The 26,910-nt window shown below is 32.1% G+C and carries 26 protein-coding genes; 14 read left to right on the top strand and 12 right to left on the bottom strand.

Annotation, left to right across the window (positions count from 1 at the left end):
- Position 1: 1 nt before the first annotated feature.
- Positions 2–229, top strand: a complete 228-nt coding sequence (locus D3P13_RS00250; RefSeq protein WP_117879292.1) for a hypothetical protein — start codon at positions 2–4, stop codon at positions 227–229.
- Between the two features lie 49 nt (positions 230–278).
- Here D3P13_RS00250 and D3P13_RS00245 read toward each other — a convergent pair whose 3' ends face one another.
- From D3P13_RS00245 to D3P13_RS00235, 3 genes are all read right to left on the bottom strand, one after another.
- Positions 279–833: a hypothetical protein gene (locus tag D3P13_RS00245; protein ID WP_117879291.1), complete on the bottom strand. Its 555-nt coding sequence runs from the start codon at positions 831–833 to the stop codon at positions 279–281.
- 19 nt (positions 834–852) lie between these two features.
- Positions 853–1,671 (bottom strand): OmpA family protein, encoded by an 819-nt coding sequence (locus D3P13_RS00240; protein WP_117879290.1) that lies wholly within the window; start codon positions 1,669–1,671, stop codon positions 853–855.
- 81 nt (positions 1,672–1,752) lie between these two features.
- Positions 1,753–3,960, bottom strand: coding sequence for an endonuclease MutS2 (locus tag D3P13_RS00235; protein ID WP_117879289.1), 2,208 nt, complete (start codon positions 3,958–3,960; stop codon positions 1,753–1,755).
- Between the two features lie 75 nt (positions 3,961–4,035).
- Here D3P13_RS00235 and D3P13_RS00230 point away from each other — a divergent pair, with 75 nt between their 5' ends.
- The 5 genes from D3P13_RS00230 (at position 4,036) to guaB (ending at position 8,677) form a co-directional block, all read left to right on the top strand.
- On the top strand, positions 4,036–4,701 hold the full coding sequence (locus D3P13_RS00230) for a uracil-DNA glycosylase (protein WP_117879288.1): 666 nt from the start codon (positions 4,036–4,038) through the stop codon (positions 4,699–4,701).
- 194 nt (positions 4,702–4,895) lie between these two features.
- A complete protein-coding gene (locus D3P13_RS00225) occupies positions 4,896–6,065 on the top strand; it encodes a hypothetical protein (RefSeq protein ID WP_117879287.1) in 1,170 nt (389 codons plus the stop codon).
- Between the two features lie 35 nt (positions 6,066–6,100).
- Positions 6,101–6,637, top strand: coding sequence for an FMN-binding protein (locus D3P13_RS00220; protein WP_117879286.1), 537 nt, complete (start codon positions 6,101–6,103; stop codon positions 6,635–6,637).
- Positions 6,637–7,128 carry a hypothetical protein gene (locus D3P13_RS00215; RefSeq protein WP_117879285.1) on the top strand — a complete coding sequence of 164 codons (492 nt, stop codon included), beginning with the start codon at positions 6,637–6,639 and terminating at the stop codon, positions 7,126–7,128. Before D3P13_RS00220 ends, D3P13_RS00215 begins: the two co-directional genes overlap by 1 nt.
- A 76-nt stretch (positions 7,129–7,204) precedes the next feature.
- The gene (gene guaB, locus D3P13_RS00210; RefSeq protein ID WP_117879284.1) at positions 7,205–8,677 is read left to right on the top strand and encodes an IMP dehydrogenase; all 1,473 of its coding nucleotides are present in this window, start codon (positions 7,205–7,207) and stop codon (positions 8,675–8,677) included.
- Between the two features lie 242 nt (positions 8,678–8,919).
- Here guaB and D3P13_RS00205 read toward each other — a convergent pair whose 3' ends face one another.
- From D3P13_RS00205 to D3P13_RS00165, 9 genes are all read right to left on the bottom strand, one after another.
- Positions 8,920–9,555 carry a peptidylprolyl isomerase gene (locus D3P13_RS00205; RefSeq protein WP_117879283.1) on the bottom strand — a complete coding sequence of 212 codons (636 nt, stop codon included), beginning with the start codon at positions 9,553–9,555 and terminating at the stop codon, positions 8,920–8,922.
- Between the two features lie 128 nt (positions 9,556–9,683).
- A complete protein-coding gene (locus D3P13_RS00200; protein WP_117879282.1) occupies positions 9,684–10,550 on the bottom strand; it encodes a TolB family protein in 867 nt (288 codons plus the stop codon).
- Positions 10,551–11,001: 451 nt separating this feature from the next.
- Positions 11,002–11,868 carry a substrate-binding domain-containing protein gene (locus tag D3P13_RS00195; RefSeq protein ID WP_117879281.1) on the bottom strand — a complete coding sequence of 289 codons (867 nt, stop codon included), beginning with the start codon at positions 11,866–11,868 and terminating at the stop codon, positions 11,002–11,004.
- Entirely contained in the window at positions 11,865–12,746 is an 882-nt protein-coding gene (locus D3P13_RS00190; protein ID WP_117879280.1) for a nucleoside phosphorylase, read from the bottom strand. The genes D3P13_RS00195 and D3P13_RS00190 overlap by 4 nt, the downstream gene beginning before the upstream one ends.
- Positions 12,747–12,815: 69 nt before the next feature.
- The gene (locus D3P13_RS00185; protein ID WP_117879279.1) at positions 12,816–13,142 is read right to left on the bottom strand and encodes a translation initiation factor; all 327 of its coding nucleotides are present in this window, start codon (positions 13,140–13,142) and stop codon (positions 12,816–12,818) included.
- A 56-nt stretch (positions 13,143–13,198) separates the two neighbouring features.
- Positions 13,199–14,149 carry an isopenicillin N synthase family dioxygenase gene (locus D3P13_RS00180; RefSeq protein ID WP_117879278.1) on the bottom strand — a complete coding sequence of 317 codons (951 nt, stop codon included), beginning with the start codon at positions 14,147–14,149 and terminating at the stop codon, positions 13,199–13,201.
- A gap of 40 nt (positions 14,150–14,189) precedes the next feature.
- Positions 14,190–14,900, bottom strand: a complete 711-nt coding sequence (locus D3P13_RS00175) for a DUF6048 family protein (protein ID WP_232829105.1) — start codon at positions 14,898–14,900, stop codon at positions 14,190–14,192.
- Positions 14,866–15,360 (bottom strand): DUF6452 family protein, encoded by a 495-nt coding sequence (locus tag D3P13_RS00170; RefSeq protein WP_117879276.1) that lies wholly within the window; start codon positions 15,358–15,360, stop codon positions 14,866–14,868. Before D3P13_RS00170 ends, D3P13_RS00175 begins: the two co-directional genes overlap by 35 nt.
- Entirely contained in the window at positions 15,357–16,964 is a 1,608-nt protein-coding gene (locus D3P13_RS00165) for a CTP synthase (protein WP_117879275.1), read from the bottom strand. Before D3P13_RS00165 ends, D3P13_RS00170 begins: the two co-directional genes overlap by 4 nt.
- A gap of 399 nt (positions 16,965–17,363) precedes the next feature.
- Between D3P13_RS00165 and mce the strand changes: the two genes are divergently transcribed.
- The 8 genes from mce to scpA all read left to right on the top strand — a co-directional run bounded on the left by mce (position 17,364) and on the right by scpA (position 26,895).
- A complete protein-coding gene (gene mce, locus D3P13_RS00160) occupies positions 17,364–17,768 on the top strand; it encodes a methylmalonyl-CoA epimerase (protein WP_117879274.1) in 405 nt (134 codons plus the stop codon).
- A 28-nt stretch (positions 17,769–17,796) separates the two neighbouring features.
- On the top strand, positions 17,797–19,356 hold the full coding sequence (locus tag D3P13_RS00155) for an acyl-CoA carboxylase subunit beta (RefSeq protein ID WP_117879273.1): 1,560 nt from the start codon (positions 17,797–17,799) through the stop codon (positions 19,354–19,356).
- On the top strand, positions 19,356–19,724 hold the full coding sequence (locus D3P13_RS00150; RefSeq protein WP_117879272.1) for an OadG family protein: 369 nt from the start codon (positions 19,356–19,358) through the stop codon (positions 19,722–19,724). The genes D3P13_RS00155 and D3P13_RS00150 overlap by 1 nt, the downstream gene beginning before the upstream one ends.
- A 58-nt stretch (positions 19,725–19,782) precedes the next feature.
- Positions 19,783–20,202, top strand: a complete 420-nt coding sequence (locus D3P13_RS00145; protein WP_117879271.1) for a biotin/lipoyl-containing protein — start codon at positions 19,783–19,785, stop codon at positions 20,200–20,202.
- A 39-nt stretch (positions 20,203–20,241) separates the two neighbouring features.
- Entirely contained in the window at positions 20,242–21,558 is a 1,317-nt protein-coding gene (locus D3P13_RS00140; RefSeq protein ID WP_117879270.1) for a sodium ion-translocating decarboxylase subunit beta, read from the top strand.
- 29 nt (positions 21,559–21,587) lie between these two features.
- Positions 21,588–22,877: an acetyl-CoA hydrolase/transferase family protein gene (locus D3P13_RS00135; protein ID WP_117879269.1), complete on the top strand. Its 1,290-nt coding sequence runs from the start codon at positions 21,588–21,590 to the stop codon at positions 22,875–22,877.
- Between the two features lie 68 nt (positions 22,878–22,945).
- The gene (locus tag D3P13_RS00130; RefSeq protein ID WP_117879268.1) at positions 22,946–24,766 is read left to right on the top strand and encodes a methylmalonyl-CoA mutase family protein; all 1,821 of its coding nucleotides are present in this window, start codon (positions 22,946–22,948) and stop codon (positions 24,764–24,766) included.
- Positions 24,763–26,895 (top strand): methylmalonyl-CoA mutase, encoded by a 2,133-nt coding sequence (gene scpA, locus D3P13_RS00125; protein WP_117879267.1) that lies wholly within the window; start codon positions 24,763–24,765, stop codon positions 26,893–26,895. The genes D3P13_RS00130 and scpA overlap by 4 nt, the downstream gene beginning before the upstream one ends.
- Positions 26,896–26,910: the final 15 nt, after the last annotated feature.

Raw genomic sequence — 26,910 nt, 5'->3', positions numbered from 1 at the left:
TATGCAATTACCTAAATTTTTACTCGGAGACAATACTGATTTTCCTGATGATATTTTTATCATACATACAGATTATCCTCAATTTATTATTAATTTAGTGAATGATGAAATTGAATGGTTGGAAGATGTTACTGGAGAGAATCGAGATGAACTTACCAATGAAATAAATGATTTGATTGAACAAGCGTCCTCTTTCTATGATAGAGAGATGGAAAGGTATAAAGAATAAATAAAAAAGCTCCAATTTTAATTGGAGCTTTTTTATTTTAAAAAGGAAATTACAATCCTCCTTTCAATTCATCTTGCCACTTTGCCAATTCAGTCCATTTACCTTCTGCAGCCATTTTAGCTTGAGCTGACCACGTTTTAGGTTTATGAACTCTATAACGAGGACCTGCGTTGTCTAATATCTTTTGTAATCTACTTAATTCGGATTCAGAAAGTTGTTTAAAACTCCAAATTCCATCATCGTTTAGTAAACCTTTAATTTTCGGACCAATACCTTCTACTTTCGTTAAGTCATCTTTTACAGAATCGTCAGCTTTGGCTGGAATAACTGCTTTTGCCGGAATCACGGCGGCTGCTAAAGAAGCAGTAGTAGCAGCGGCAGTTGCAGCCAACACTCCTTTTTCTTTACGACAAGCTGCTAAATCAGCTTCTAAGCCTTTAATTTTAGTAGAATAGTCAGTAGTATCATTAGTACCACCTAAAATTTTTGATAATAACCATCCTAAAATAATTCCTAATATAAAAGCTGCTAATAACCATAAAAACCATGGCCAAAACATATCAGAACCATCGCATGCTATTGTATTTATTTGTAATGCTAACATAATTTTATTTTTTAGTTGTTTATTTAATTTCTAATTCCACTCTTCTGTTTTTCTCCATACCCTCCTCAGTGTCATTTGACGCAATTGGATTGTTCTCACCTTCAGTACCCACAGAAATTCTTTCTCCAGCTATTCCTAATTTGATTAATATACTTCTAATAGTTTTGGCTCTATCTAAACCTAGTTTCATATTATAACCAGGCTTCCCTTTATTATCTGTATGACCTGTAACCGAAATTGTTTTTTCGTTGTTTTTTAATTGTTCAACTATGTTTGTTAGGTAGTTGTTAATGTTTTCATTTTCCAATTTTTTGGTTGAGTTGTATGGAAAATAAATCAAGGTTTTGTTATCAACTTCTTGAATGTTTTCATTTCTAACTTTCCACTCTAAAATTGTACCCCCAAACGATGCGGTTTTTGCGTCTTCTGAATCTAAATTTAATTTACTATCAATTTCCATTCTGTTCATTGCTATAGAATCTGATAGCATTTGCCTTACTGCATCAGCTCTCGCTAATCCAAGGTTTTCAAAAGAAGTATTGTTGGTTTCATCCTTATAATAAGGACCAAGAATTCTTAAAATTTTACCTTCGCCATCTGCAGATTGAATTTCCTTTTTTTTATTTAACCAAAGGTCATTTGTAACGGGTTTGTTTGAATTCCAATTGTAGACGAGTGGTCCATACTTGACTGGTTTTGTCAATGGTGGTACATTTTCTTTTGTTTCAGTTTGCACGGTGTTATCGCAGCAGAGCATGGTGTTTTTATACCATTTCCAGCCAAACCATGCCAAAATAATAAACAAAAGAATTAGCACGAATGCTAAAAATTTCTTCATGTTTTGTGGTTTTAGTTAATATTTAGTTTTGTTAAAAATAAGCAAAATAAATATAACCGTATAATTTTGAATGGGATAGCTTTATTTTTTTGCCGATTCAACCAGTTCTAATTGATTGATATTTATTTTTGTAGTGAACATTCCGTAATTAAGAGTGGCAATATTTTTTTCAATTTTATCAATAGTGCCAACTGATTTACCATCTGGTAAACGTACTCTGTCATTTACCTTAAAATTATAATCAGCTTTTACTTTTTCAATTTGTTTTTTAAGTGTGTTTTTTTTCTGTCTAATTTTTTTAACCTCGACCAAGACTTCTTTTTTAACCTCTTCTAATTCCTTTTCTATCGTTTTTTTTGTTTCAGTTTCCTTCTTCTTTTGGACTTTTGTTTTCTTAATAGGTTTATGGAGTGTAACGTACTTGTTCTTCTCCATTAATATCCATTTCATAAAATCGGCTAATAATTTCTTTTTATTATTAGATTGGAAATATGTATTTGACATTTCATTTACCTTTCTACCTATAGAAAGCATTTTTTGATTATTGTCGTATAATTCCTGAAAACTCTCAAGTTTATCTTGAATTTTCGATTCCTTTTCAGAAAGATTATCAGAATGCATTTTAGCCTTATCCTGCTCTTTTTCTAAATTTTCTGAAGTTCTTTGAAGTTTGTTACGTTCTTTTTGAAGTTTAGAAATTGTTTTATCTAATCTGATTTTACCACGTTCAACTTTCTTTTTGGCTCTGTTTATTAAGCTGAAAGGAATACCATTTTTTTGGGCAACTTCAAATGTAAATGAACTTCCGGCCTGACCTATAAAAAGTTTAAATAGAGGTTCCAATGTTCTTTCGTCAAATTGCATATTGGCGTTGGTTACATTTTCAAGTTCATTGGCTAAAACTTTTAAATTAGAATAGTGTGTTGTAATTACACCAAAAGCGTTTTTACTATAAAATTCTTCTAAGAAAATTTCAGCCAATGCCCCTCCTAATTCAGGATCGCTACCTGTACCAAATTCATCAATTAAAAACAGTGTGTTATTATCGCATTTACGCAAAAAATCACGCATATTTTTTAAACGATAACTGTAAGTACTTAATTGATTTTCTATAGATTGATTGTCGCCAATATCGGTTAAGATTGTGTCGAAAAAATAGACTTCACTACGTTCATGTACTGGTATTAAAATAGCAGACTGAATCATAACCTGTAATAAGCCGATAGTCTTTAAAGTAATACTTTTACCACCCGCATTAGGACCTGAAATAACAATAATTTGTTGATTCTGATTTAGTTCTAAAGTTTGCGGAATAGTACTAATATTTTTCTTAGTGTTTGCTTCTAATAATATGGGATGATAGGCATCTCGAAATAATACTTTCTTGCTATGAGAAAATTTTGGTAATAAGCCGTTGATTTTTTGAGCATATTTAGTTTTTGCAGAAACAGTATCTAGATGTGTTAGATAATTCTGATATTGTTCTAAAAAACTCTTGTAAGGTCTAATTTGATTAGTCAACATTTTTAATATACGGACAACTTCTTGTTGCTCTTCATAGATTAAATCTTGCAGTCTTCTGCTTAATCTTAGCGTCGCTTCAGGTGCTATATAAACAATACTACCTGTTTTGGAATTACCTAATAATGAGCCTTTAACTTTTTTTCTGTGCATGGCTTGCACTGCCAATACTCTTTGGTTGTCAATAACTGATTCTCTAATATCATCCAAATAATCATTACTGGCATAATGATTAAGTGCTTTCGTAAAACTATTACCAATTTCACCTCTAACGCTATTTATTTCTTTACGGATTGCTTTTAATTCGGCACTCGCGTTATCTGAAACTTCACCAAAACGATTAATAATTTTATGAATACTTTCATGAATCTCTTTTGTGTAGTCAATTTTTTGAGAATTCTTAAAAAGGACAGGAAAGTACTCTGCAAATTTTTTAAAGAAGTTTAGAATTTCAATTGTCGTTTCTGATAAAGTAGCAATTTTTTGAAAAGCTTGTGCTTCTAAAAAACTATTCTCTACACCTAACAAATGAATTTCTTTTGTTATTTCATCAAATTGATGATTTGGTATTCTATTATCATTTTCAAAGGAACTTAAATATTCATTTGTTTGATGTAATTCATCAATTAGCGTTTCTTTCTTTTGAATAGGTACAATTTCTAATACAGCTTTTTTGCCTAAGTCTGTTTGACAATAATTGGCTATATGGCTTAATACCACATCAAACTCTAAATCTTTAAGTGTTTTATTAGTAATTTTAGGCTTCAAACTTGTATTTTTGGTCAAGCAAAAGTAACTAAAAAAATAGTCTTTTCTATTTAAGATATTTTCAAATTGGAATGTATGGATGTGAGTATAGCAGAAAGCTGGAAACCAATTGTAGCAAAAGAATTTGAGGCTACCTATTTTAATGATTTAGTTTCTTTTGTGAAAACTGAATATAGTCAGTTTACATGCTACCCAAAAAGTTCAGCCATTTTTGCAGCATTTGATTATTGTTCTTTTGACGATTTAAAGGTTGTTATAATTGGACAAGATCCGTACCATGGAGTAGGCCAGGCTAATGGTTTGTGTTTTTCAGTAAGTGATAATATAGCAATACCGCCATCATTACAAAATATTTTTAAGGAAATAGAGACAGATCTTGGTAAGAGGGTCCCAGAAAATGGAAATTTAGAACGTTGGGCAAAGCAAGGTGTATTATTATTAAATGCCACGTTAACAGTAAGAGCTCATGAAGCTGGATCTCATCAAAAAAAAGGATGGGAAACTTTTACAGACACAATAATCTCACAAATTTCTAATAATAAAAAAAATGTAGTTTTTTTATTATGGGGAGGTTTTGCTAAAAAGAAAGCGAAACGTATAGATGATAAAAAACATACTATTTTAACCAGTGGGCATCCTTCACCACTTAGTGCCAATCGAGGTTATTGGTTCGGTAATAAGCATTTTAGTAAGACGAATGACTTTTTAAAAAGTAAAGGTTTACAAGCTATCAATTGGTGATTTGTAAATATAAAATCAAAATTGTCATTCCTGTTTAGTAAGAACAATCAATTGATAATACTTAAATCTTGTACATATGTAATTACTCATCGATTAACTCTTATTTAAAATAATTCTAAATAAGTTTTTTATTTTCATTTTTCATTTTATATTTGCCACTTAAATTTATTATATAGAATAAGTCTAAATAAAAAATGAAAAAAATTAGTTTACTTTTTAGCATACTTATTATGCTGACCTTTTCAAATTTACAAGCTCAGTTGGATTCTATTTCGCAACAAATTAATGGAGCTCAACGTTTAATTTCAACAAATATAAATAAGGGGGTTACTATTGGAGGTTACGGTGAAATCACTTACAACCAGCCCGAAAATAGTAATGGAGAATTAGATGTTCAACGCCTCGTTTTATTACTAGGTTATAAATTTAGTGACAAAGTTCAGTTCGTAACTGAAATAGAATTTGAACATGTTAAGGAGGTTTATATTGAACAGGCTTTCGTTAATTACAATGTAGCTGCTAATTTTAATGTCCGCGGAGGATTAATGCTGGTACCAATGGGTATTGTTAATGAATATCATGAACCAACAACATTTAATGGTACTGAAAGGCCATCGGTAGATAATGTGATTGTCCCAACTACATGGCGAGAAATTGGAATAGGTGTGAATGGCCGATTGCCCAATATGAATTTAGGTTACCAAGCGTATATTTTTAACGGGTTTAAATCGAGTGAAGTAAATGGAGAAGAGGGTATCAATGGAATTTTAAAAGGTTCTAATGGATTGCGTAGTGGTCGTCAAAAAGGAGCACAATCAACCATGAGCAGTCCAACGTTTGCAGGAAAAATAGATTATTATGGAATACAAGGGCTACGTTTAGGAGCATCGGGATACTTTGGTAACACCCAAACCGATCACGAAATAGAAACTATTGATGGTTCAACTATCGGAATAACTATGTTAGGACCTGATGCTAGATATAATTATCATCGTTTTTCAGCTCGAGGTCAGTTTATTTATGCTTCTTTATCGGATACTGATGCCTATAATGTTATTACTGGAAACGACTTAGGTAGCGTTTTGCAGGGTTGGTATTTAGAAGGAGCATATAATTTATTACCACAAAAAAATAAGCAAAAATTAGTGGCTTTTACCAGATACGAAAATTATAATACCCATGCTGATGTTGCAGGAAATTTGGTAAAAAATGGTGCGTATGATAGAACTGAAATAACAACAGGGTTAAGCTATCATATTGCACCAGGAGTAGTTGTTAAAGGTGATTATCAATTTAGAGATAATGCGTTGTCTCAAGACACGGTTAAGGACAGATTAAATTTCGGAATAGGTGTTTGGTTTTAATATGTTAATTTTGACAAGAATAAAATAGAAACTATATGATTTTTAATTTAAGGTTATTGTTTTTTTTAAGTATTGTCTCAATAAGTGCCCATGCATTTCAACTACCAAAAAATATTCAAAAAAAGGTAGAAAAAGAAGTGAAATTGGCATTCGATATTGAAAGTTTTACTATGGAATTTATAAAGGTTTCTAAGGAAATAAATGTTCAATTAGTCACAAAAATTACCAAAAACAACTTTACTAAAATCCTCAAAAAGGAAGTTGTCATAGGTTATCTATTTGCCGATAAAGCACCCAGTAAGACAGATCAGTTTGATTATTTAGTTCTTTTTGATAAAGATTTAAACATAATAAAATCTAAAGTGTTAATTTATAGAGAAGATTATGGTGGTGAAATTAGTAGTAAACGTTGGTTACGGCAATTTGAAGGAAAAAACAGTAAAGATCAATTAAAATACGAAGAAGATATTATTGCTATTTCTGGAGCTACTATTTCTGCAAAATCTATGACAATTGCTATTAATAATTTGCTTAAAACGGTAAATTTACTTCAAGAAAATAATTATTTTTAATGATGTTAAACGGATGCATACAATCCTTGCCCAAAGAGCTAAAATTATTAATTGGAATTTTTTTAGTTGTGCTAAGTATTGGGTTTTATACAGGTTTATTATTTGTTAATGAAACATCATCTATAAGTACAAATGGTATCGAAGAAAATTATTTAGGTAATGAGAATGATGAAGATGCGGAAGTGATGAAATTTAAAAAATCACCAAAGGAAATGCTATCTATAGTTCATAGTCATATACTATCTATGTCTTTGATATTCTTTTTGTTAGGTGTGATTCTGTCCATTACCAATTTACCAAATAAAATAAAATTATTTTTAATGATTGAACCATTTTTCTCAGTGCTATTTACTTTTGGAGGTTTGTACTTCCTTTGGAAGGAAATATTGTGGATGAAATATCTGGTTATTTTTTCAGGTACATTCATGACGCTTACTTTTACAGCTTCTACATTAATAATTTTATACCAATTAATTAGAAAACAGAATTAATCCAGTTATAATTAAGTCAATCTAAATAATAATTGTAAATTCGCGTGCAATTAATTATTATTTAATTTAATTGTAAATGAATACTCAAAATCCGAAATTTGTTGGAGAAGGTTTAACCTACGACGACGTGCTTTTAGTCCCTGCTTTTTCTGAAGTACTACCACGCGAAGTAAATATCCAAACAAAATTTACCAGAAATATTACTATAAATGTACCAATTGTATCCGCTGCTATGGATACGGTTACTGAATCAGCAATGGCAATAGCTATGGCTCGTGAAGGTGGTATCGGTGTGCTTCACAAAAATATGACAATACAACAACAGGCGGTTAAAGTACGTAAAGTAAAACGTGCTGAGAGCGGTATGATTATAGACCCTGTAACATTACCTTTGACTGCAACCGTTGAAGATGCCAATAATAGTATGCGTGAGCACGGCATTGGAGGAATTCCTATTGTAGATGATAATGGTATGTTAAAAGGTATTGTTACCAATAGAGATTTACGTTTTGAACATAAAAGTAATAAACCTATTGTAGAGGTAATGACAAGCAAGAATTTAGTTACTGCACCTGTTGGAACTTCATTAAAAGATGCAGAAAAAATATTGCAGCAATATAAAATTGAAAAATTATTAATTGTTGAAGGTGAAAAGCTGGAAGGCCTTATTACATTTAGAGATATTACGAAAGTAACGCAAAAGCCTATTGCCAATAAAGATAGTTTTGGAAGGTTAAGAGTGGCTGCTGCTATTGGCGTAACACCAGATGCTTTAGATAGAGCAGAGGCTCTAATAAATGCTGGAGTTGATGCTCTAATTATAGATACAGCTCATGGGCATACCAAAGGTGTAGTTAATGTGCTTAAAGAAATTAAGAAAAAGTTTAAAAATATTGATGTGGTAGTAGGTAATATTGCTACACCAGAGGCGGCAAAGTATTTAGTTGAAGCTGGTGCTGATGCCGTTAAAGTAGGCATTGGTCCTGGTTCAATATGTACTACGAGAGTAGTAGCAGGGGTTGGTTTTCCTCAATTTTCAGCTGTTTTAGCCGTTGCAGAAGCGATTAAAGGAAGTGGAGTGCCTGTTATTGCAGATGGTGGTATTCGTTATACGGGAGATATTCCTAAGGCAATAGCAGCAGGAGCTGACACCGTTATGTTAGGTTCTTTATTGGCTGGTACAAAAGAATCACCTGGAGAAACTATTATTTACGAAGGAAGAAAATTTAAGTCGTATCGTGGGATGGGGTCTGTAGAGGCTATGAGACAAGGAAGTAAAGATCGTTATTTTCAGGATGTTGAAGATGATATTAAAAAATTGGTTCCAGAAGGTATTGTAGGTCGTGTGCCATATAAGGGTGACCTTTACGAAAGTATTCATCAATTTATTGGAGGTTTAAGAGCTGGAATGGGATATTGTGGAGCAAAGGATATTGAAACATTAAAAGAAACTGGAAAATTCGTTAAAATAACAGCATCTGGTATTAATGAAAGTCACCCACATGATGTAATGATTACGAAAGAATCTCCTAATTATTCAAGAAGGTAAAAAAAAGAGCTAGAGATATAAAACTAGAAAGAAATTGGGAATTAAACATAAAAGTTCGTTAAATAACAAAACCTTTTGAAGTAATTTATACTTTTATTAAATAAGGCACGTTATTTTAATGCATTTAATTCCCATTCCGTAGTTTTTGGAAAATTATACAATTTTCCGAGCTGCGGAATGTTCTTTTATAACGTGCCTATACTTTAAATATCTTTGTGAAAGAGGATTTTTTAAGAGTTCAATTAATCCACAATATACACTTTTTTTATATAATCTAACTTTGGAAAAGCAGATTTCAGGTACGAATTTCCCAATTTTTGAATTGAATCTTGCTTTCTTCCAGGTTTTTCACCATAGCCATTATAAATCGCCTTAACTACATCCATTCCATCAATAACTTTTGCAATTACAGGAAAACCTGTAACGTTACTATAAGATAGGGAGTCAAGTCTATCATTATTCTTTAAGTTTATAAATAATTGTGTATCTCTAGTTCTTTTGCCTCCTCGAGCAAATGCTATGGTACCTTCTTCATTACTTTTCTTAACAGTTTCATCTGCAATTTTATAACTGCTCCAAGCTTTATTTAAATCGGCATTGTCATGAATACCAAACTGTACAACAAAATTAGGTACAACTCTATAGAACGCAATATCAGTATAAAAATCAGTAGAAATAAGTTGGTATAATCTATCAACAGCTAAAGGAGACCACTCGCGATGTGCTTCAATGTCAAAATTACCTTTTGTAGTTTCGAAACGAGCTTTAAATACTGCTGGAGCTTCTTTTTTAAGCCACTTTTCTTTAATTATTTTTTTACTACAAGAACTTGTAATAATTATTAGGAATACTAAAAATGAATACGTAAATGATTTCATTAGCTACTATCTATTGTTTTAGTTAATAAGATTTATGCGTAATTTCTTACACACAAACTTATAGAAAATCTTTGAAAAAACTAAAAAAAGCTAATTTTATGTGAAGTGGGAATTGTTATTTGTTTTGTTTATTTAGTAGTTTCATCAACAACAATGGCTAATTTATTACCAAACGGGCTAATAGCTAATCTAGTAATACCTTTTAGTCCATATGAAGATAATGAGGCAAACTCAACCCAGGTTTTGTTAACACCAGGTTTTAATTTGTATAATTTATCACCTTTACCCATAATCATTGTTCCATCTGGTGTCCATGCCAAATCTTGAGCACCTTCTAAGGGATCGGCAATGTATTTTTTTTCACTAGTAATAGGGTTTATAGAGTAAATTTCAGGATCTTCATGCTCTAAACTAATAATACTCAATAAGTCTGTATTTGGTATTTTTAAGATAGACCTGCCGATATTTTTATCAATTGGATATTTAATTTTATACTTTAAATTAGAAACTTCTAGTGATGAGGGATCTCCTATTACAAAGGAAACCAACATTTTTTTAGATATCCATGCATGGTAACCAACCGGTAGGTTTTCTATGAGTACTTCTTGTTTTTTACCATTAAATTTATATTTCCATAAAAGTTGCTCACCATCTTGTTCTAATCTAACTGCTGTAAAATAATTTTTATCAAAAGTCTGAATAGGAGAGTATTCATTAGCTTCCGTGTTTGTTAACCATACATTTACGTTATTTTTAATGTCGTATAGTGCAATATCTGTTTGTTCGTTTCTTGTAGAGGCATATAATACACCAGAACCGTCATTTAAAAATGAAGGTTGATTGTCGTAGCCCTTATTGTCAGATATGTTAATAGGATTGTCGATAACAAGAATACTGTCTCCTTGAATAAAATCAAATAGATAGATATCTGTATCGGTTTGACTAAAACCGAAAGAAGTAACTGTTAGCAATAAACAAAGTATTTTTATTTTCATATTCATTTCATATCTATTGTATCGCTTTTCAATTTTGCATTAAAAAGGAAGTACAAGATCATTAATTTTTAAATAAGTTGTTTAGTTTAGAAATATGGGTTTCAACAAATATAGATATTATTTGAATTGAATTGTAATTCAATATTATTATTTTTATATCAATTCTATATAATACATATTTACTGTTTGGTATAGTTACAATAACTCTGCCAAAAAAGTTGAGAGTAAATACGTGAAAAATTACCAAAGCATTAAAGTTACAAACTTTAATCGTTTATAATGAGGTACGGTACTAATTATATAAATGAACTACCCTAATTTATAGTACCTTTTAGAATCTAAAAAGCCATTTTAATAATACTATTAAAATGGCTTTCAGATTGGTTGGTTGATTACTTTTTTGGTTATCATAAAATAACCTAGGTTTTTAGTTGGTTGGTTTTAAATTTATTTAAAACATCTTTTTAATTAATGCCTTTGCAGGTACATTTTCCTTTATAACGTCATAGTCTGTCAATTTATTTTGAATGCTATTAATTAATTTTTTTGAAACTGTTTTTTTTCTATTCCATTTGGTTAGTGATAACCATGTTTTTACATCTTCTACTTTTAACTGATAACGGTCTGAAAAATGAGCAATTAATTTATCGTTTTCTACAGGTTTTTCAAAATGCTTTAGCTGTTTGTTAATTACCTTTATTATTGTTTTAATAGCTTCTGGTTCCTCTTTTAGTATATTGTTACGTACAGCTATTACAAAACAAGGCCAGGGTGTTTCTAGGCTATCTAATCTCCTGAAAGTGCCATTATCAACATATGGTTTTGTCATAAAATGCTCCCACATAAAATAGTCTGCTGATCCATCAGACAAAGCGTTAACGCCACCAACTAAATTTTTAACGAGTACATATTTCAATTGGTCAACATTAAAACCTTGTTTTACGGCGTTTACTTTGGCCATAAGTTGAGAGCCTGAACCTGGTCTGCTTATAGCAATTTTAGCATTATTCAGCTCTTGTACGGAATTAAATTTTGAATTTTTAGCGACATGAATACCCCACAATAAAGGAGAATCAACATATGTTTTTACAATTTTACTAGGGTTCCCTGCAATAATGTCTTTAATAATACCTTCGGTCAGTATAACGGCAGCATCAATACTTCCATCGCGTAATGCAGAACACATGGCACCGGTACCTCCTGGAAATTCTTTCCATTGTAGGTCAATATGCTTGTCTTTAAACTTATTGTTTTCAATGGCCATATGCCAAGGTAAATTGAAGTGTTCAGGTACACCTCCAATAGTTATCTTTTTCATGCTGTTACTAGCTTATCTAAAGTGTATTTTATTAACTTTTCTATGGTTTTATGTGTATCCTTACTGAAGGTTCCATTTGCTCTATTCGCAATTATAGCATTCATAGAAAGTGCCTCATGACCTAATAGTTTTGCTAAACCATAAATGGCAGAAGTTTCCATTTCAAGATTCGTGATTTTTAAACCATTGAAACTGAAATTGTCAATTTTAGAGTTCAATTTGGCGTCTTGTAAAGCTAATCTAAGCACTCGTCCTTGAGGGCCGTAAAATCCGTTTGCAGTTGCCGTAAAGCCACTAAAAGTATCATTGCTTGATAAAATGGCTTCTAATACAGTACTTCCTTTAACAATATACGGTCTAGCTTTTCTATTGCTCCAATCTGTATGTTTTATAAAAGCGTTTTCAATATCACTTTCAAGTATCTGTTCACAGGCATATGAATGTAATGTTCCATCCATACCCAGCCCATACTTTGATAAAACAAAACGGTCTACAGGTATATCCTTTTGCAAAGAACCGGAAGTGCCAATTCGTACAATTGAAAGTTTTTTATGCTCTGGTTTTATCATTCTAGTGTCTAGATTAATATTGACCAATGCATCCAATTCATTCATTACGATGTCAATATTATCAGGTCCAATACCTGTTGAGATTACCGTAAGTTTTTTACTTTTTAAAATTCCTGTTATGGTTTTAAATTCTCTTTTTTGCGTTTCAAAGATGATGCTATCAAAATGATTGGCAACCTTTGCCACTCTATCCTGATCACCAACAAGAATAATGGTGTCTGCTATATGTTCGGGTTTTAAGTTAAGATGATATACACTACCATCTTTATTTAAAATTAGTTCGGATTCGGGAATACGTTTTGTGTTCAATGTTTGAAATTTTAGGTATTAGAATATATGATTTTAAAGATTACAGCCTGTTGTACGGTGTAAACCATTTTATCCTCCTACTCGTTTAACAGCGAAGCCTTTTTCTTTTAAAAGCTCCATAATTTTATCTCTAAGATCACCTTGAATAATAATTTTATCATCTTTAAAACTACCACCAACACTAAATTTTGTTTTTATTTCTTTTGCTAATTTTTTAAAATCAGACGTTGCCCCAGTGTAGCCTTCTAAAATTGTAATAGGTTTCCCTTTACGTTTTTCATATTTACAGATAATAGGATCGTCTTGTAACCAAATAGTACTCTTTTCTTTTGGCTTTTCTTCCTTTTCAGGTTTATGTTCTGGGAATAAATTTTTTAATTGATCTTGTAAATCCATTGTGTTAAAATAGGAGATTTTGGATATTAAGCTTCAGAATTATGGGCTTTGAATAGTTACTTTTTTATTAAGCCTAATTCTATTAGTCTTTCCGTTAAAAACTCACCTGCAGTAATATCATCATATAATTTAGGATGTTCACTATCAATACAGTTTTCTAAAGAATTAAGAGGCATTTCGCTAATTGGATGCATAAAGAAAGGAATAGAATAACGTGATGTTCCCCAATTTTCTCTAGGTGGATTTACGACTCTATGAATAGTAGATTTTAACCTATTGTTAGAATGACGTGAAAGCATATCGCCAACATTAATAACTACTTCATCAGGTTGTGCAATAGCGTCTAACCATTCACCTTTATGATTTTGTACTTGTAAACCTCTGCCTTGAGCACCCATTAATAAGGTAATTAAATTGATGTCACCATGGGCTGCTGCTCTTACAGCATCTTTTGGTTCACTGGTAATTGGTGGATAATGAATAGGCCTTAAAATACTGTTGCCGTTTTTTATATAATTGTCAAAATAATGTTCATCTAAATCTAAAAATAGAGCTAGAGCTCTTAAGACATAAACACCTGTTTTTTCTAACATTTGATACGTTTCCTTACCTACTATATTGAATTCAGGTAATTCTTTTACGGTCACGTTATCGGGATATTCTGCTTTTAATTTATCGTCATCTTCTACATATTGACCAAAATGCCAAAACTCTTTTAAATCGCCTTCTTTTTTACCTTTTGCACTTTCTTTTCCAAAGGAAACATAACCGCGTTGTCCGCCAATGCCTTCTATTTCATAGTTGTGTTTGGTTTCAAGAGGAAGAGCGAAGAATTTTTTTATTTCACTATATAAATTATCAACCAAATTATCGCTTAAAAAATGCCCCTTTAATGCAACAAAGCCAATGCCTTCATAGGCTTTGCCAATTTCGTTGACGAATTTTTGTTTTCTTTTAGGGTCATCAGATAGAAAATCAGATAAATCTACACTTGGTATATTTTGCATGCTAAATTCTTTTAGTAGTAGTAAAATTAAAGAAAAATTATCATTTCGCCTTTTTATACAGCGGAATTAAATAAGAAAGCGTGTAATTAAAGCTGAATCCAGAGTTGTTTAAAAATACACGATTGAAGCCTGGGATAAATAAGTTTTTAAAATTATCAGGTTGTTTCGAGGTAAATATTTTTTTACCACTAAAGCTAAATCCCATAAATAAATTCTTGAATAATTCAGCTTTAACACCTAACACAATTTCACCCCAATGTCCATTTAAACCATCAAACTCTTGCCCATTTTGAACAATGCTAACATCGTCATAAAAAGGATCGTTATTTATTGTATATGAATTTAGGGTTTGACTGAATGTGCTAAACCCGTAACGAAAACCAACATAGATCATATTTTCCATGTCTAACCAGTTTTCATAGGCATTGTAATCAATACCCAACTTGATGTAGGAACCGTTAGTGGTGAAATTAATAAAATCTTCGTCCGTTGTATTTTCTATATAGCCTAATTCTGCCGCAATAAAATATTTTTTTGAAATGCGATAATCTCCTACAATTTCAAATCCTTTTCTTTCATTGTCAAATGCAGTGTGTATGGGATTGTATAAATCTATACCAATACGTAAACCATATTTATTTAAATAAACAGAATCTTTCTTTGTTGACCCAATTCCTTGTGAAAAAGATATCGTGAAAAAAAGTAAGAACAATAGGTTAATGCAGTATCGTAACATGTGCTTCGGTTTCATCTTCGATTTCTGTTTGTGATAGTAACAAACTTTTTATCCATTTATCAGAATCATTAAAGTCTCTGCTAATAGTCACATTGTTAAAAATGGATTTATACCCACACGATCGCCCAACAAATACTTCTTCAGTTTCGTAGTTTAAACGAATAGTATCTCTGTTAAATGAATCAGTATCACTATCCGTTGTTAAAACAATTGTGGTTTGATTATCATATACATTTAACGGAATGGCTATAGAATCAGTTCCAATAGTATCTAAACTTTTACCAATTCCATTTATATCCATAATTTCAATGGCTAGATTATTTACAGATTTTTCACTTTCTGAATCATCAAAATCATAAAAAACAACAATTAAATTAGGCGTAATTGGATCTATACAAATTTCATCGCGTTCGCAACTATTCAACATTATAATTGTTGAAATAATTAAGAATAGAATAGTTATATTTTTTCTCATTTGGTCTCTAAACATGCTTTTACAAAAGCCACAAATAAAGGATGTGGATTTAACACTGTACTTTTATATTCAGGATGGTATTGTACACCTACAAAATAAGGATGATTAGGAATTTCAATAGTTTCGACAAGTTTGGTTTCTGGATTAATCCCAGAAATTTTCATGCCCGCCTTAGTAAAACTATCTAAATAATCATTATTAAATTCATAGCGATGTCTGTGACGTTCGCTAATCATTTCTGTGTTATAAGCCTCATATACTTTTGTTCCTTTTTCCAATTTACAATCCCATGCTCCTAAACGCATAGTGCCACCCATTTCAGAAATATTTTTCTGTTCTTCCATTAAATTAATAACAGGATTAGGTGTTTTCTTATCCATTTCAGTAGAATTTGCGTCCTCTAATCCTAAAACGTTTCTAGCAAACTCAATAACCGCCATTTGCATACCTAAACAGATGCCTAAAAATGGTATGTTGTTTTCTCTAATATATTGTATTGCTTTTATTTTGCCTTCAACACCTCTGACACCGAAACCAGGAGCTACCAATACACCATCTAAACCTTTTAGTTTGCTTTCTGCATTTTCAACAGTAAGACTTTCGGAATGTATCCAGTGAAGATTTACATTAATTTCTTGAGAAGAACCTGCATGTATAAAAGCTTCTGATATAGACTTATAAGCATCTTGTAATTCAACATATTTACCTACTAAACCAATTTCAACTGTATGTTTTGGATTTTTATGTTTACGTAAAAACTCATTCCATTCCGTTAAATTAGGCTTAGGACTAGTCTCTAATTTTAATTTTTTAAGAACGACTTGATCTAAACCTTCTTCATACATTAAATTAGGTACATCATAAATAGTATTTACGTCAATAGATTCAATAACATCTTCTTGTTGTACATTGCAAAAAAGAGCTAATTTTCTTTTGATATCATCACCAATTGGGTGCTCCGTTCTACATACCAAAACATCTGGGTTTACACCACTTTGCATTAACATTTTTACTGAATGCTGCGTAGGTTTGGTTTTTAATTCTCCGGCTGCAGCCAAATAAGGGATCAAAGTTAAATGAATAACAACCGCATTTTCTCGTCCCAATTCCCATTCTAATTGCCTAACTGCCTCTATATATGGTAGCGACTCAATATCACCTACAGTACCACCAATTTCAGTAATGATGATGTCATAATCTCCAGTATTGCCTAAAAGTCGAATTCTTCTTTTAATTTCATCGGTAATATGAGGTATAACTTGTACCGTTTTACCTAAAAAATCTCCTCTTCGTTCTTTATCTATAACTGATTGATATATTCTACCAGTGGTAACGTTATTTGCTTGTGAAGTAGGTATGTTTAAAAACCTTTCGTAATGTCCTAAATCTAAATCAGTTTCTGCACCATCATTAGTTACATAACACTCACCATGTTCATAAGGATTTAATGTACCTGGGTCAATGTTAATGTACGGATCCAATTTCTGTATGGTCACAGAGTAGCCTCTAACTTGTAATAATTTAGCTAAAGATGCTGCAATAATGCCTTTGCCAAGAGATGAAGTTACACCTCCAGTTACGAAAACATATTTGGTATTTTTCATGCGTTAATATTTAATGTTTTTAAGAGTTCGCATGCGGTTCGCCATTTGACTTTCTCGAAGAAGATGAGATATTGAACATGCTCGTTTCATATACTATTTGGTTTGGTCAAAAGTACAAACTCTAAACGTAATGGCAAATGAAAATTGTGGGAATGTTCTAAAATGTACGCTCACCGGTGTGGTTTTGATGTAAGTGATACTAAAATTGATTTGAGAGTTAATTTTTTACTTGATATTTTTTGTTTTACTAGACAAAAAGTTGTATCTAAAAAACACTAACGAAAAGGTTATCGTAACTTCATAAATAACATGACATCTGTCATATTATTTGGCGAGCCCATTATATAATTTTACAGTGTAATAAGAAGTAATAATATCATTAATTAAAAATCTATATTTATGAATATTTCGCACATCGAACATATCGGCATAGCGGTCGATAATTTAGAAGAATCAATTAAATATTATGAAGGGGTTTTAGGCATGAAATGCTATAGCATTGAAGAAGTAATTGATCAGAAAGTGAAAACAGCGTTTTTTTTAGTAGGTAATACAAAAATAGAATTACTTGAAAGCACATCGCCTGATGGTCCAATTGGTAAATTCATAGAAAAAAAAGGTCAAGGTATACATCACATTGCTTTTGCTGTTGATGATGCTACAAAAGCACTTCAAACTGCAGAAGAAAGAGGTGTAAGGTTAATAGATAAAGTGTCTCGTAAAGGAGCAGAAGGCTTAAATATCGGCTTTTTACATCCAAAATCAACACTTGGAGTGCTAACAGAACTTTGTTCAAAACAATAAAGAAAAAAATAAAAATAGTTATATAAAAATGGCAAATCAAGATAAAATTAATGAATTAATCGAAAAAAGAGCCAAAGCGAAATTAGGCGGTGGTGAAAAACGAATTGATTCTCAACATGCTAAAGGAAAATTAACAGCACGTGAACGTATTGATATATTGTTAGATGATGATAGTTTTGAAGAATTTGATATGTTTGTTACACACAGAACAAAATCTTTTGGATTAGATAAACAAATTTATCTTTCTGATGGTGTTGTAACTGGACACGGTACAATTGATGGTCGAATTGTTTATGTTTTTGCTCAAGATTTCACTGTATTTGGAGGTTCACTTTCAGAAACATATGCTCTTAAAATTTGTAAAGTAATGGACATGGCCATGAAAATTGGTGTACCTGTTATAGGATTAAATGATAGTGGTGGAGCACGTATACAAGAAGGGGTTAGATCATTAGCAGGTTATGCTGAAATTTTCCAAAGAAATATTATGGCCTCTGGAGTTATTCCCCAAATTTCTTCAATCTTAGGCCCTTGTGCAGGTGGTGCAGTTTACTCACCAGCATTAACAGATTTTACTATAATGACAGACCAAACAAGTTATATGTTTGTTACTGGACCAAAAGTAGTAAAAACGGTTACTGGAGAGATTGTAACTGCTGAGCAATTAGGTGGTGCTAATATTCATTCTACAAAATCTGGAGTTTCTCATTTCCTTGCAGAATCTGATGAGGAGAATCTTTTATTGATACGGAAATTAATGAGTTACCTTCCTTCAAATAATTTGGAAGATCCACCTAGTATTGTAACTTCTGATCCTATTGATAGGTTAGATGATGTGCTAAATGAAATTATTCCTGAAAATCCCAACGAACCTTATGATATAATTGATGTTATCTCTACAATTACTGACAACGGCGAGTTTACCGAAGTCCACAGAAATTATGCAAGAAACATTGTTGTTGGCTTTGCTAGATTTAATGGTCATCCTGTAGGGATTGTGGCTAATCAGCCTAAGTTTTTTGCAGGCGTGTTAGACACTGAAGCTTCAAGAAAAGCAGCGAGATTTGTACGTTTTTGTGATGCATTTAATATTCCGATTGTAACGCTTGTTGATGTACCAGGTTTCTTGCCAGGAACAGGTCAAGAGTATGGTGGAATTATTCTTCACGGTGCAAAATTATTATTTGCTTATGGAGAAGCTACTGTGCCTAAAATCACTATTACCTTGCGTAAATCTTATGGAGGTGCACATGATGTTATGAGTTGTAAACAATTAAGAGGTGATCTAAATTATGCTTGGCCAACTGCTGAAATTGCAGTTATGGGTGCAAAAGGAGCTGTTGAGGTCTTAGAAGGTTCAGCAATCAGAAAAATTGATGATGCTGATGAGAAACAAGACTATATCGATAAAAAAGAAGATGAATATAATGCCAAGTTTGCAAACCCTTATGTGGCTGCTAAATATGGTTTTATCGATGATGTTATTGAACCTAGAAATTCACGTTTTAGAATAATTAGAGGATTGGAGTTACTTGCAAATAAAAAAGTAGTAAATCCACCTAAAAAACATTCAAACATACCATTATAATGATAAATCTACCATTACAAATAGATACAATAAGCGAAGGGTACATTATCCTAGCAACAGGCTTATTTATAGTTTTTAGTTCATTGATTTTGTTAACTGTGTTTTTTAAATTAGGAGTACCTGCATTACTCAATGCATATAAAGCATTGAAAGGGTTAGGTAAAAAGAATGAAAAAAAAGAAACATCAGTTGTCATTAAAAGTGAAAAAGATTTTACAGGTGAAACTGCCGCTGCAATTGCAACGGCACTGCACATGTACTTGAATGAGCAGCACGACAATGAGAATGCAATATTAACCATTAAACAAGCTAGAAAATTATACTCGCCATGGAGTTCTAAAATATATGGTACCCACCAGAAATTATAATTGATTCTGGGTGGTTTATAAATTAATTTTCAAAATGAATTCCTTAATATAAATAATAATGAAAAATTTTAAATTTAAAATATACGACAATAGTTACAGCGTTAAAATTGTTTCTCATGAAGATAATCTAATAAATTTAGAGGTAAATGGAACTGATTATGTCGTTGAAATGAAAGCTGAAGTAAAAAAAGCAAAGACACCAATTTTGGTTCGTTCTGCAGCTAAAAGTCCTTCTGCTCCTGTAAAAGTGAACCCTGGCTCTTCAAAAACTAAAATTCTTGCTCCAATACCTGGTATTGTAGTTTCTATTGACGTTAAAGTTGGTGATGAAATTAAGGTTAATGACAGGTTGTTAGTATTAGATGCCATGAAAATGGAAAATCAAATAACAGCAGAAAAGGCAGGTACGGTAAGTGCCGTTCTTGTTAAGGCTGGTCAGCAGGTATTACAGAGTGAAGTATTAATAGAATTATCATAATTTATAAACCTTAAGGTTTATAGATTTAAACGTAGAAAAATGAAGAAAGTATTAATAATATTCGGAGTGTTGTCACTTCTCATCTTTATCAGACCGGTTTTGGGTTTGAATACAACAACTAAAGACACCAATTCACAAGGCATCGAAAAACTTGAAAATGTTGAAAACCAAAGTTTTGTGAGTGAAGCGTTTGAAGGTATTAAACAATTTTATAATTATACTGGTTTTGCAAATGTCACAGGCGGACATTTAATCATGATAATTATTGGTATTGTTTTTATTTATTTAGGAATAAAATTTGATTACGAACCATTACTTTTAATACCTATCGGTGCTGGTGTTATTATAGGTAATATTCCTTTTGTGACAGGTAATATGACAGGTATCTATGAAAGTGGATCTGTTTTAAACTTTTTATATTTTGGAGTTGTAAAAGGTATTTACCCGCCATTGATATTTTTAGGGATTGGTGCCATGACAGATTTCTCATCTCTAATAGCAAATCCAAAATTAATGTTGTTGGGTGCAGCAGCACAAATTGGGGTTTTTGCAACATTTATGGGAGCTCTTTATTTAGGTTTTAAATTACCTGAAGCAGGTGCAATTGGAATCATTGGCGGAGCTGATGGCCCTACCGCAATTTTCCTTTCATCTAAATTAGCTAATGGTGTTAATATATTAGCTGATGGTACAACGGTTAAAAATTTAATTGGCCCAATAGCAATTGCAGCTTATTCTTACATGGCTTTAGTACCAGTTATTCAACCTCCTATTATGAGATTATTAATCTCTAAAAAAGATAGAAAAATTAGAATGAAACCACCAAGAGCGGTTTCTCAAAAAGAAAAAATGATTTTTCCAGTTGCAGCTTTAATATTAACTACTTTTATTTCACCTAGTGCATTACCATTATTAGGTATGCTTTTCTTTGGTAATTTATTAAAAGAATCTGGTAGAACTGAAAGATTAGCAGATACTGCAAGAACTAAAATGATTGATATTGTAACCATTTTATTAGGTGTTACAGTAGGAGCATCAACTCAAGCAGATATTTTTATAACAAAAGATTCCTTATTAATTTTCGGATTAGGTGCTTTATCATTTGTAATTGCAACTATGGGAGGTTTGTTTTTTGCTAAATTGATGAATCTTTTCCTAAAAGGTGATAATAAAATAAATCCGTTAATTGGAGCTGCAGGTGTTTCTGCTGTACCAGATAGTGCAAGGGTAGTACATGCGGAAGCTTTAAAATCAGATCCTCATAATTACTTATTGATGCATGCAATGGCACCAAATGTTGCTGGTGTAATTGGTTCTGCAATTGCTGCGGGTATCCTCTTAAGTTTTTTATCATAATAAATTATTCAAACTAAAATAACAAGAAAATGAACATACCAAATAAAATGTCATCGGCAGAAGCTGTAAAACATATAAAATCAGGAGATAGAGTGCTAATTCAAGGAGGTTCTGCCACACCTCAAGAATTGATTAAGGCAATGGTTGCCAGAGCACCTGAATTGAAAAATGTAGAATTAGTACATTTACATACAGAAGGTGAATGTGGCTATGTTGCTCCAGAATTGAGTGAAAGTTTCCATACGAATGCCTTTTTTATTGGTGGAAATGTTAGAAAAATGGTGGGTAAAACCGTAGACTATATTCCAATTTTTTTAAGTGATATACCAAGTTTATTTCGCGAAGGTTATATGGACTTAGATGTGGTAATGGTAAATGTTTCACCGCCAGACAAACATGGGTTTTGTTCATTAGGAGTTTCTGTAGATATTGTTATTGCTGCTATTGAAAAAACTAAAAAAGTTATTGCTCAAATAAACCCACGTATGCCACGTACTTTTGGCGATGCTTTGGTGCATATAAAAAACTTTGATGCTTGTGTAGAAATAGTTGAAGAACTTCATGAAATGAAATTAGTCACTCCTTCAGAAGCAGAGATACAAATTGGAAAAAATGTGGCTGGTATTATTGAAGATGGAGCCACCCTTCAAATGGGTATTGGTGCTATCCCTAATGCAGTTTTAAGCTTTTTAACCAATCATAAAAATTTAGGTGTACATACTGAAATGTTTGCTGAAGGTATTATTGATTTAGTAGAAAAAGGTGTTGTAAATGGTTCTCAGAAAAAAGTAAATCCATTTAAAATTGTTTCTGGTTTTGCAATGGGAACACGTAGGTTATATGACTTTATGGATGATAATCCTGAGATAGAAATGAAAGATATTGCTTATGTAAATGACACAGCAATTATCCGTCAAAACCCAAGAGCAACAGCCATTAACTCTGCTATTGAAATAGATTTTACAGGTCAAGTTTGTGCTGATTCTATCGGTACAAGAATGTTCTCTGGCGTTGGTGGTCAAATGGACTTTATGCGAGGGTCAGCATTGTCTGAGGGAGGTAAGCCAATTATTGCCATTACTTCTGAAACGTTAAAAGGTGTTTCTAAAATTGTGCCTATGTTAAAATATGGTGCTGGTGTGGTTACAACTAGGGCTCATGCCAGATATGTAGCTACAGAATATGGTGTTGCATTTTTGTTTGGAAAAACATTAAAACAACGTGCAAAAGCATTAAGAGATATTGCACATCCTAATCATAGAGAAGAATTAGATAAAGCTATTTTTGAGAGATTCGGAAGCAGTTTAATGATAAAATAAATATATTAAATTGCTGATGTTTTATAATCATTGGTAATTCAATTCTATCTTAATTAATATAAAATATTATGAACGATACAAATAAAAAGCTTTTTTCAGACTTTAAGCCTGCTACAAAACAGGAGTGGTTAGAGAAAGTAAATATAGATTTAAAAGGAGCTGATTTTAATAGAAAGCTTGTTTGGAAAAATTTAAGTAAAATAAATTTCCAGCCTTTATATCTTGCAGAGGATAAAATAGAATTTTTAAACAATACCGGAAAAAATTCACAATCATTAATAAATTACAGAAAAATTATTGTTGATTCTGCGGAAACGGCTAACCAATTGGCTTTAAAAGCAGTTGAAGAAGGAATGACAGGGTTGCTTTTTGAAATAAGTGAAAATGTTTCTGTCAAAATCTTGTTAGAGGGAATTAACTTTAAAGAAACAGTCGTTTCATTTAATTTAAAATCAAATACACTAAATTCTGCAAAAGACTTTATTGCCTACGTAAAAAAAATAGATATTTCACCAAGTGAAGTGAAAGGTTATTTTAATACGGCTTTAATTTCAGATTATGTTACTAGTGGTGAATTGTATTTAACCCAGTTCGCAATCAATGCGGAATTAATAAAAATTACAGCTGATTTTCCAAACTATAAAGCGGTAACTATTTCTGCCAATGAATATTTAAATTCAGGGGCAAATCAAGTTCAAGAGGTGGCATACACTTTAAGCTCATTAGTTTTCATTATTGAAAACTTGTTGGAAAAAGGGATGGAGGCACAAGCAATTTTTGATAATCTTAATTTCCGTTTCGCTATTGGGGCAGAATATTTTATAGAGATAGGAAAGTTTAGAGCTTTTAATCATTTATTGAGTGAAATTGCTAATAAATATGGTGTTACTAAATTTTCAAGCACGTTGGTTGCTAAAACATCTATTTGGAATAAATCAGTTACCGATGCTCATACAAATCTATTGCGAGCAACAACCGAAGCCATGTCTGCAATATTAGGTAATGTAGATGGTGTTGTAATTGATGCATATGACAAAGAATTTAATAATCCTTCAGATTTTTCAAGTAGAATTGCTGGTAATATTTCAACAATTTTAAAAGAAGAATCTTATTTTGGAAAGGTTTCAAACCCTGTAGATGGTTCTTATTATATAGAAGAAGTTAGTACTAAAATTGCTGAAAAAGCCTTAGAGCTTTTCTTAGCTATTGAGACTAATGGTGGTTATTATAAATCATTTGAAAGCGAATTAATTCAACAACAAATTGCTGAAATTCGTCAAGAAAAAATAAAACTACTTAATCAAAGAAGACTTATTCTTGTTGGAGTTAACAAATACCCAAACTTAATGGAAACGGTGAGTGCTGATATTTTAGGAGGTACTGATGAAGAAGTTTCTTCTAAAATTTTAAAACCTAGAAGAGCTTCTTTAGAAATTGAAGCGATTAGAAAAGTAACTGAAGAATTAGTTGAACAAACGAATAAACGACCAATTGTTGAACTTTCAAGTTTTGGTAATTTAACAATGCGTAAGGCTAGAGCAGCTTTTGCTTATGACTTTATTGGGGTAAGTGGATTTGAAGTAAGACAAGAAAAAAGTTATAAAGACGCATTAGAGGCAGCGGAAGAAAGTGCAAAATCTGATTCAAATGTTGTTGTTATTTGTAGTTCAGATCAAGATTATGATGAAAGTGCCCTTAATTTTGTTAAGGCATTCAGAGCATTAAATACTGATAAAGTACTCTTATTAGCGGGTAATCCTACAAATATAATCGATGAATTAACTGAATCTGGACTAGACGGATGTATCCATATGAAAACGGATATTATTTCTACTATTTCTAAAGTTCAAAATAAAATTCAGAAAACAATTAAATCCATAAAAGCATGAAACCAGATTTTTCAGATTTAACAATAAATAAAGCAGTTAAGAAAAATACTGCTTCTTCGGAGAATCAAGAGGTTTGGAATACTCCTGAAGGAATACCTGTAAAAAAAGAATTTACAGAAGAAGATATAAAAAATGCTGAGCACTTAAAATTCGTTGCAGGTATACCTCCGTTTTTAGGAGGGCCTTATAGTGCTATGTACGCTATGCGTCCTTGGACCATACGTCAATATGCTGGTTTTTCAACGGCAGAGGAATCGAATGCCTTTTATAGAAGAAACTTAGCGGCAGGTCAAAAAGGACTTTCTGTAGCATTTGATTTAGCCACACACCGTGGTTACGATTCAGATCACCCTCGTGTAACCGGAGATGTTGGTAAGGCTGGGGTTGCTATAGATTCAATTTTAGATATGGAAATTTTGTTCGATCAAATTCCATTGGATAAAATGTCTGTTTCTATGACTATGAACGGTGCAGTATTACCGATTATGGCTTTCTATATCGCTGCGGCAAAAAAACAAGGTGTTTCTTTAGATCATCTTTCTGGTACTATACAAAATGATATTTTGAAAGAGTTTATGGTGCGTAATACATACATTTATCCACCATTACCTTCAATGAAAATTATTGGTGATATTTTTGAATATACTACTCAAAAGATGCCGAAATTTAATTCAATTTCAATTAGTGGTTACCACATGCAAGAAGCAGGTGCAACCGCTGATATTGAGTTGGCTTATACGTTGGCGGATGGTATGGAGTATATTAGAACAGGACTAGATTCTGGTCTTAAAATTGATGAATTTGCTCCAAGATTATCATTCTTCTGGGCGGTAGGTATGAATCACTTTATGGAAATTGCAAAAATGCGTGCGGGACGTATGCTTTGGGCAAAAATCATAAAATCTTTTAACCCTAAAAATCCAAAATCAATGGCTTTGCGTACGCATAGTCAAACTTCAGGTTGGAGTTTAAGTGAGCAAGATCCATATAATAACGTAGCTAGAACTTGTGTTGAAGCAATGGCAGCTGCATTGGGTGGTACTCAATCTTTACATACAAATGCTTTGGATGAAGCTATTGCTTTACCTACTGATTTCTCAGCAAGGATTGCACGTAACACACAAATTTTTATTCAAGACGAAACGCAAATTACAAAATCAGTTGACCCTTGGGCAGGTTCTTATTATGTAGAATACCTGACACAAGAAATTGCGAAAAAAGCTTGGAAATTGATAGAGGAAGTTGAAGAGTTGGGTGGTATGGCAAAAGCCATTGAAACCGGTGTGCCTAAAATGAGAATTGAAGAAGCATCTGCACGAAAACAAGCACGTTTAGATTCTGGACAAGATATTTTAGTTGGTGTAAATAAATTCAAAACAAAAGAGAAATCAAATATAGAAATTTTAGAAGTTGATAATACAGTTGTTAGAGATTCTCAAATTGAACGTTTGAAAAAATTAAGAGCAAATAGAGACCAATCTGTTGTCGATGCTAATTTATCTGCATTGTCAGCTTGTGCTGAAACAGGTAAAGGTAATTTATTAGAATTAGCGGTTGAGGCTGCTGAGAATTTTGCCACTTTGGGTGAAATTTCAGATGCTTTAGAAGTTCATTTTGGACGCCATAAAGCCAATACTCAATTAATAAGTGGTGTATATAGTAAAGAAGTAGATAACGATAGTATTTTTGCGAAAGCTCAAAAATTAACGGATAAATTTGCAGAAATTGAAGGCCGTAGACCAAGGGTAATGATTGCCAAAATGGGGCAAGATGGTCATGATAGAGGTGCAAAAGTTGTCGCTTCTAGTTTTGCTGATTTAGGTTTTGATGTTGATATGGGGTCATTATTTCAAACTCCTGAAGAAGTGGCTAAGCAAGCTGTAGAAAATGATGTTCACTTCGTTGGGGCTTCAAGTCTAGCAGCTGGTCATAAAACATTAATTCCACAATTAATTGGAGAATTAGAAAAGTTAGGAAGACCTGATATTATGGTGTTTGCTGGTGGTGTAATTCCTGCACAAGATTATGACTATTTACTAGAAAGAAAAGTAGCTGCTATATTTGGTCCAGGTACTGTAATTTCTGAGTCAGCCATTACTATTATGGAGAAATATTTAGAACAAGATTAAGTACTAATTATATTA

Origin of the sequence: Aureibaculum luteum (assembly GCF_003449015.1) — a bacterium.
Taxonomy (GTDB): domain Bacteria; phylum Bacteroidota; class Bacteroidia; order Flavobacteriales; family Flavobacteriaceae; genus Aureibaculum; species Aureibaculum luteum.
Note: the sequence above shows the minus strand (reverse complement) of the source record. Positions and strands in the feature narration are given on the sequence as shown.

Coding starts and splice junctions, on each gene's coding strand:
- D3P13_RS00180 (WP_117879278.1), bottom strand. CDS start 14,149: ATGCAAAATATACCAAGTGTAGATTTATCTGATTTTCTATCTGATGAC.
- D3P13_RS00240 (WP_117879290.1), bottom strand. CDS start 1,671: ATGAAGAAATTTTTAGCATTCGTGCTAATTCTTTTGTTTATTATTTTG.
- scpA (WP_117879267.1), top strand. CDS start 24,763: ATGAAACCAGATTTTTCAGATTTAACAATAAATAAAGCAGTTAAGAAA.
- D3P13_RS00135 (WP_117879269.1), top strand. CDS start 21,588: ATGAACATACCAAATAAAATGTCATCGGCAGAAGCTGTAAAACATATA.
- D3P13_RS00185 (WP_117879279.1), bottom strand. CDS start 13,142: ATGGATTTACAAGATCAATTAAAAAATTTATTCCCAGAACATAAACCT.
- D3P13_RS00215 (WP_117879285.1), top strand. CDS start 6,637: ATGATGTTAAACGGATGCATACAATCCTTGCCCAAAGAGCTAAAATTA.
- D3P13_RS00170 (WP_117879276.1), bottom strand. CDS start 15,360: ATGAGAAAAAATATAACTATTCTATTCTTAATTATTTCAACAATTATA.
- mce (WP_117879274.1), top strand. CDS start 17,364: ATGAATATTTCGCACATCGAACATATCGGCATAGCGGTCGATAATTTA.
- D3P13_RS00220 (WP_117879286.1), top strand. CDS start 6,101: ATGATTTTTAATTTAAGGTTATTGTTTTTTTTAAGTATTGTCTCAATA.
- D3P13_RS00225 (WP_117879287.1), top strand. CDS start 4,896: ATGAAAAAAATTAGTTTACTTTTTAGCATACTTATTATGCTGACCTTT.
- guaB (WP_117879284.1), top strand. CDS start 7,205: ATGAATACTCAAAATCCGAAATTTGTTGGAGAAGGTTTAACCTACGAC.
- D3P13_RS00230 (WP_117879288.1), top strand. CDS start 4,036: ATGGATGTGAGTATAGCAGAAAGCTGGAAACCAATTGTAGCAAAAGAA.
- D3P13_RS00150 (WP_117879272.1), top strand. CDS start 19,356: ATGATAAATCTACCATTACAAATAGATACAATAAGCGAAGGGTACATT.
- D3P13_RS00165 (WP_117879275.1), bottom strand. CDS start 16,964: ATGAAAAATACCAAATATGTTTTCGTAACTGGAGGTGTAACTTCATCT.
- D3P13_RS00250 (WP_117879292.1), top strand. CDS start 2: ATGCAATTACCTAAATTTTTACTCGGAGACAATACTGATTTTCCTGAT.
- D3P13_RS00130 (WP_117879268.1), top strand. CDS start 22,946: ATGAACGATACAAATAAAAAGCTTTTTTCAGACTTTAAGCCTGCTACA.
- D3P13_RS00140 (WP_117879270.1), top strand. CDS start 20,242: ATGAAGAAAGTATTAATAATATTCGGAGTGTTGTCACTTCTCATCTTT.
- D3P13_RS00175 (WP_232829105.1), bottom strand. CDS start 14,900: ATGAAACCGAAGCACATGTTACGATACTGCATTAACCTATTGTTCTTA.
- D3P13_RS00145 (WP_117879271.1), top strand. CDS start 19,783: ATGAAAAATTTTAAATTTAAAATATACGACAATAGTTACAGCGTTAAA.
- D3P13_RS00205 (WP_117879283.1), bottom strand. CDS start 9,555: ATGAAATCATTTACGTATTCATTTTTAGTATTCCTAATAATTATTACA.
- D3P13_RS00200 (WP_117879282.1), bottom strand. CDS start 10,550: ATGAAAATAAAAATACTTTGTTTATTGCTAACAGTTACTTCTTTCGGT.
- D3P13_RS00155 (WP_117879273.1), top strand. CDS start 17,797: ATGGCAAATCAAGATAAAATTAATGAATTAATCGAAAAAAGAGCCAAA.
- D3P13_RS00195 (WP_117879281.1), bottom strand. CDS start 11,868: ATGAAAAAGATAACTATTGGAGGTGTACCTGAACACTTCAATTTACCT.
- D3P13_RS00245 (WP_117879291.1), bottom strand. CDS start 833: ATGTTAGCATTACAAATAAATACAATAGCATGCGATGGTTCTGATATG.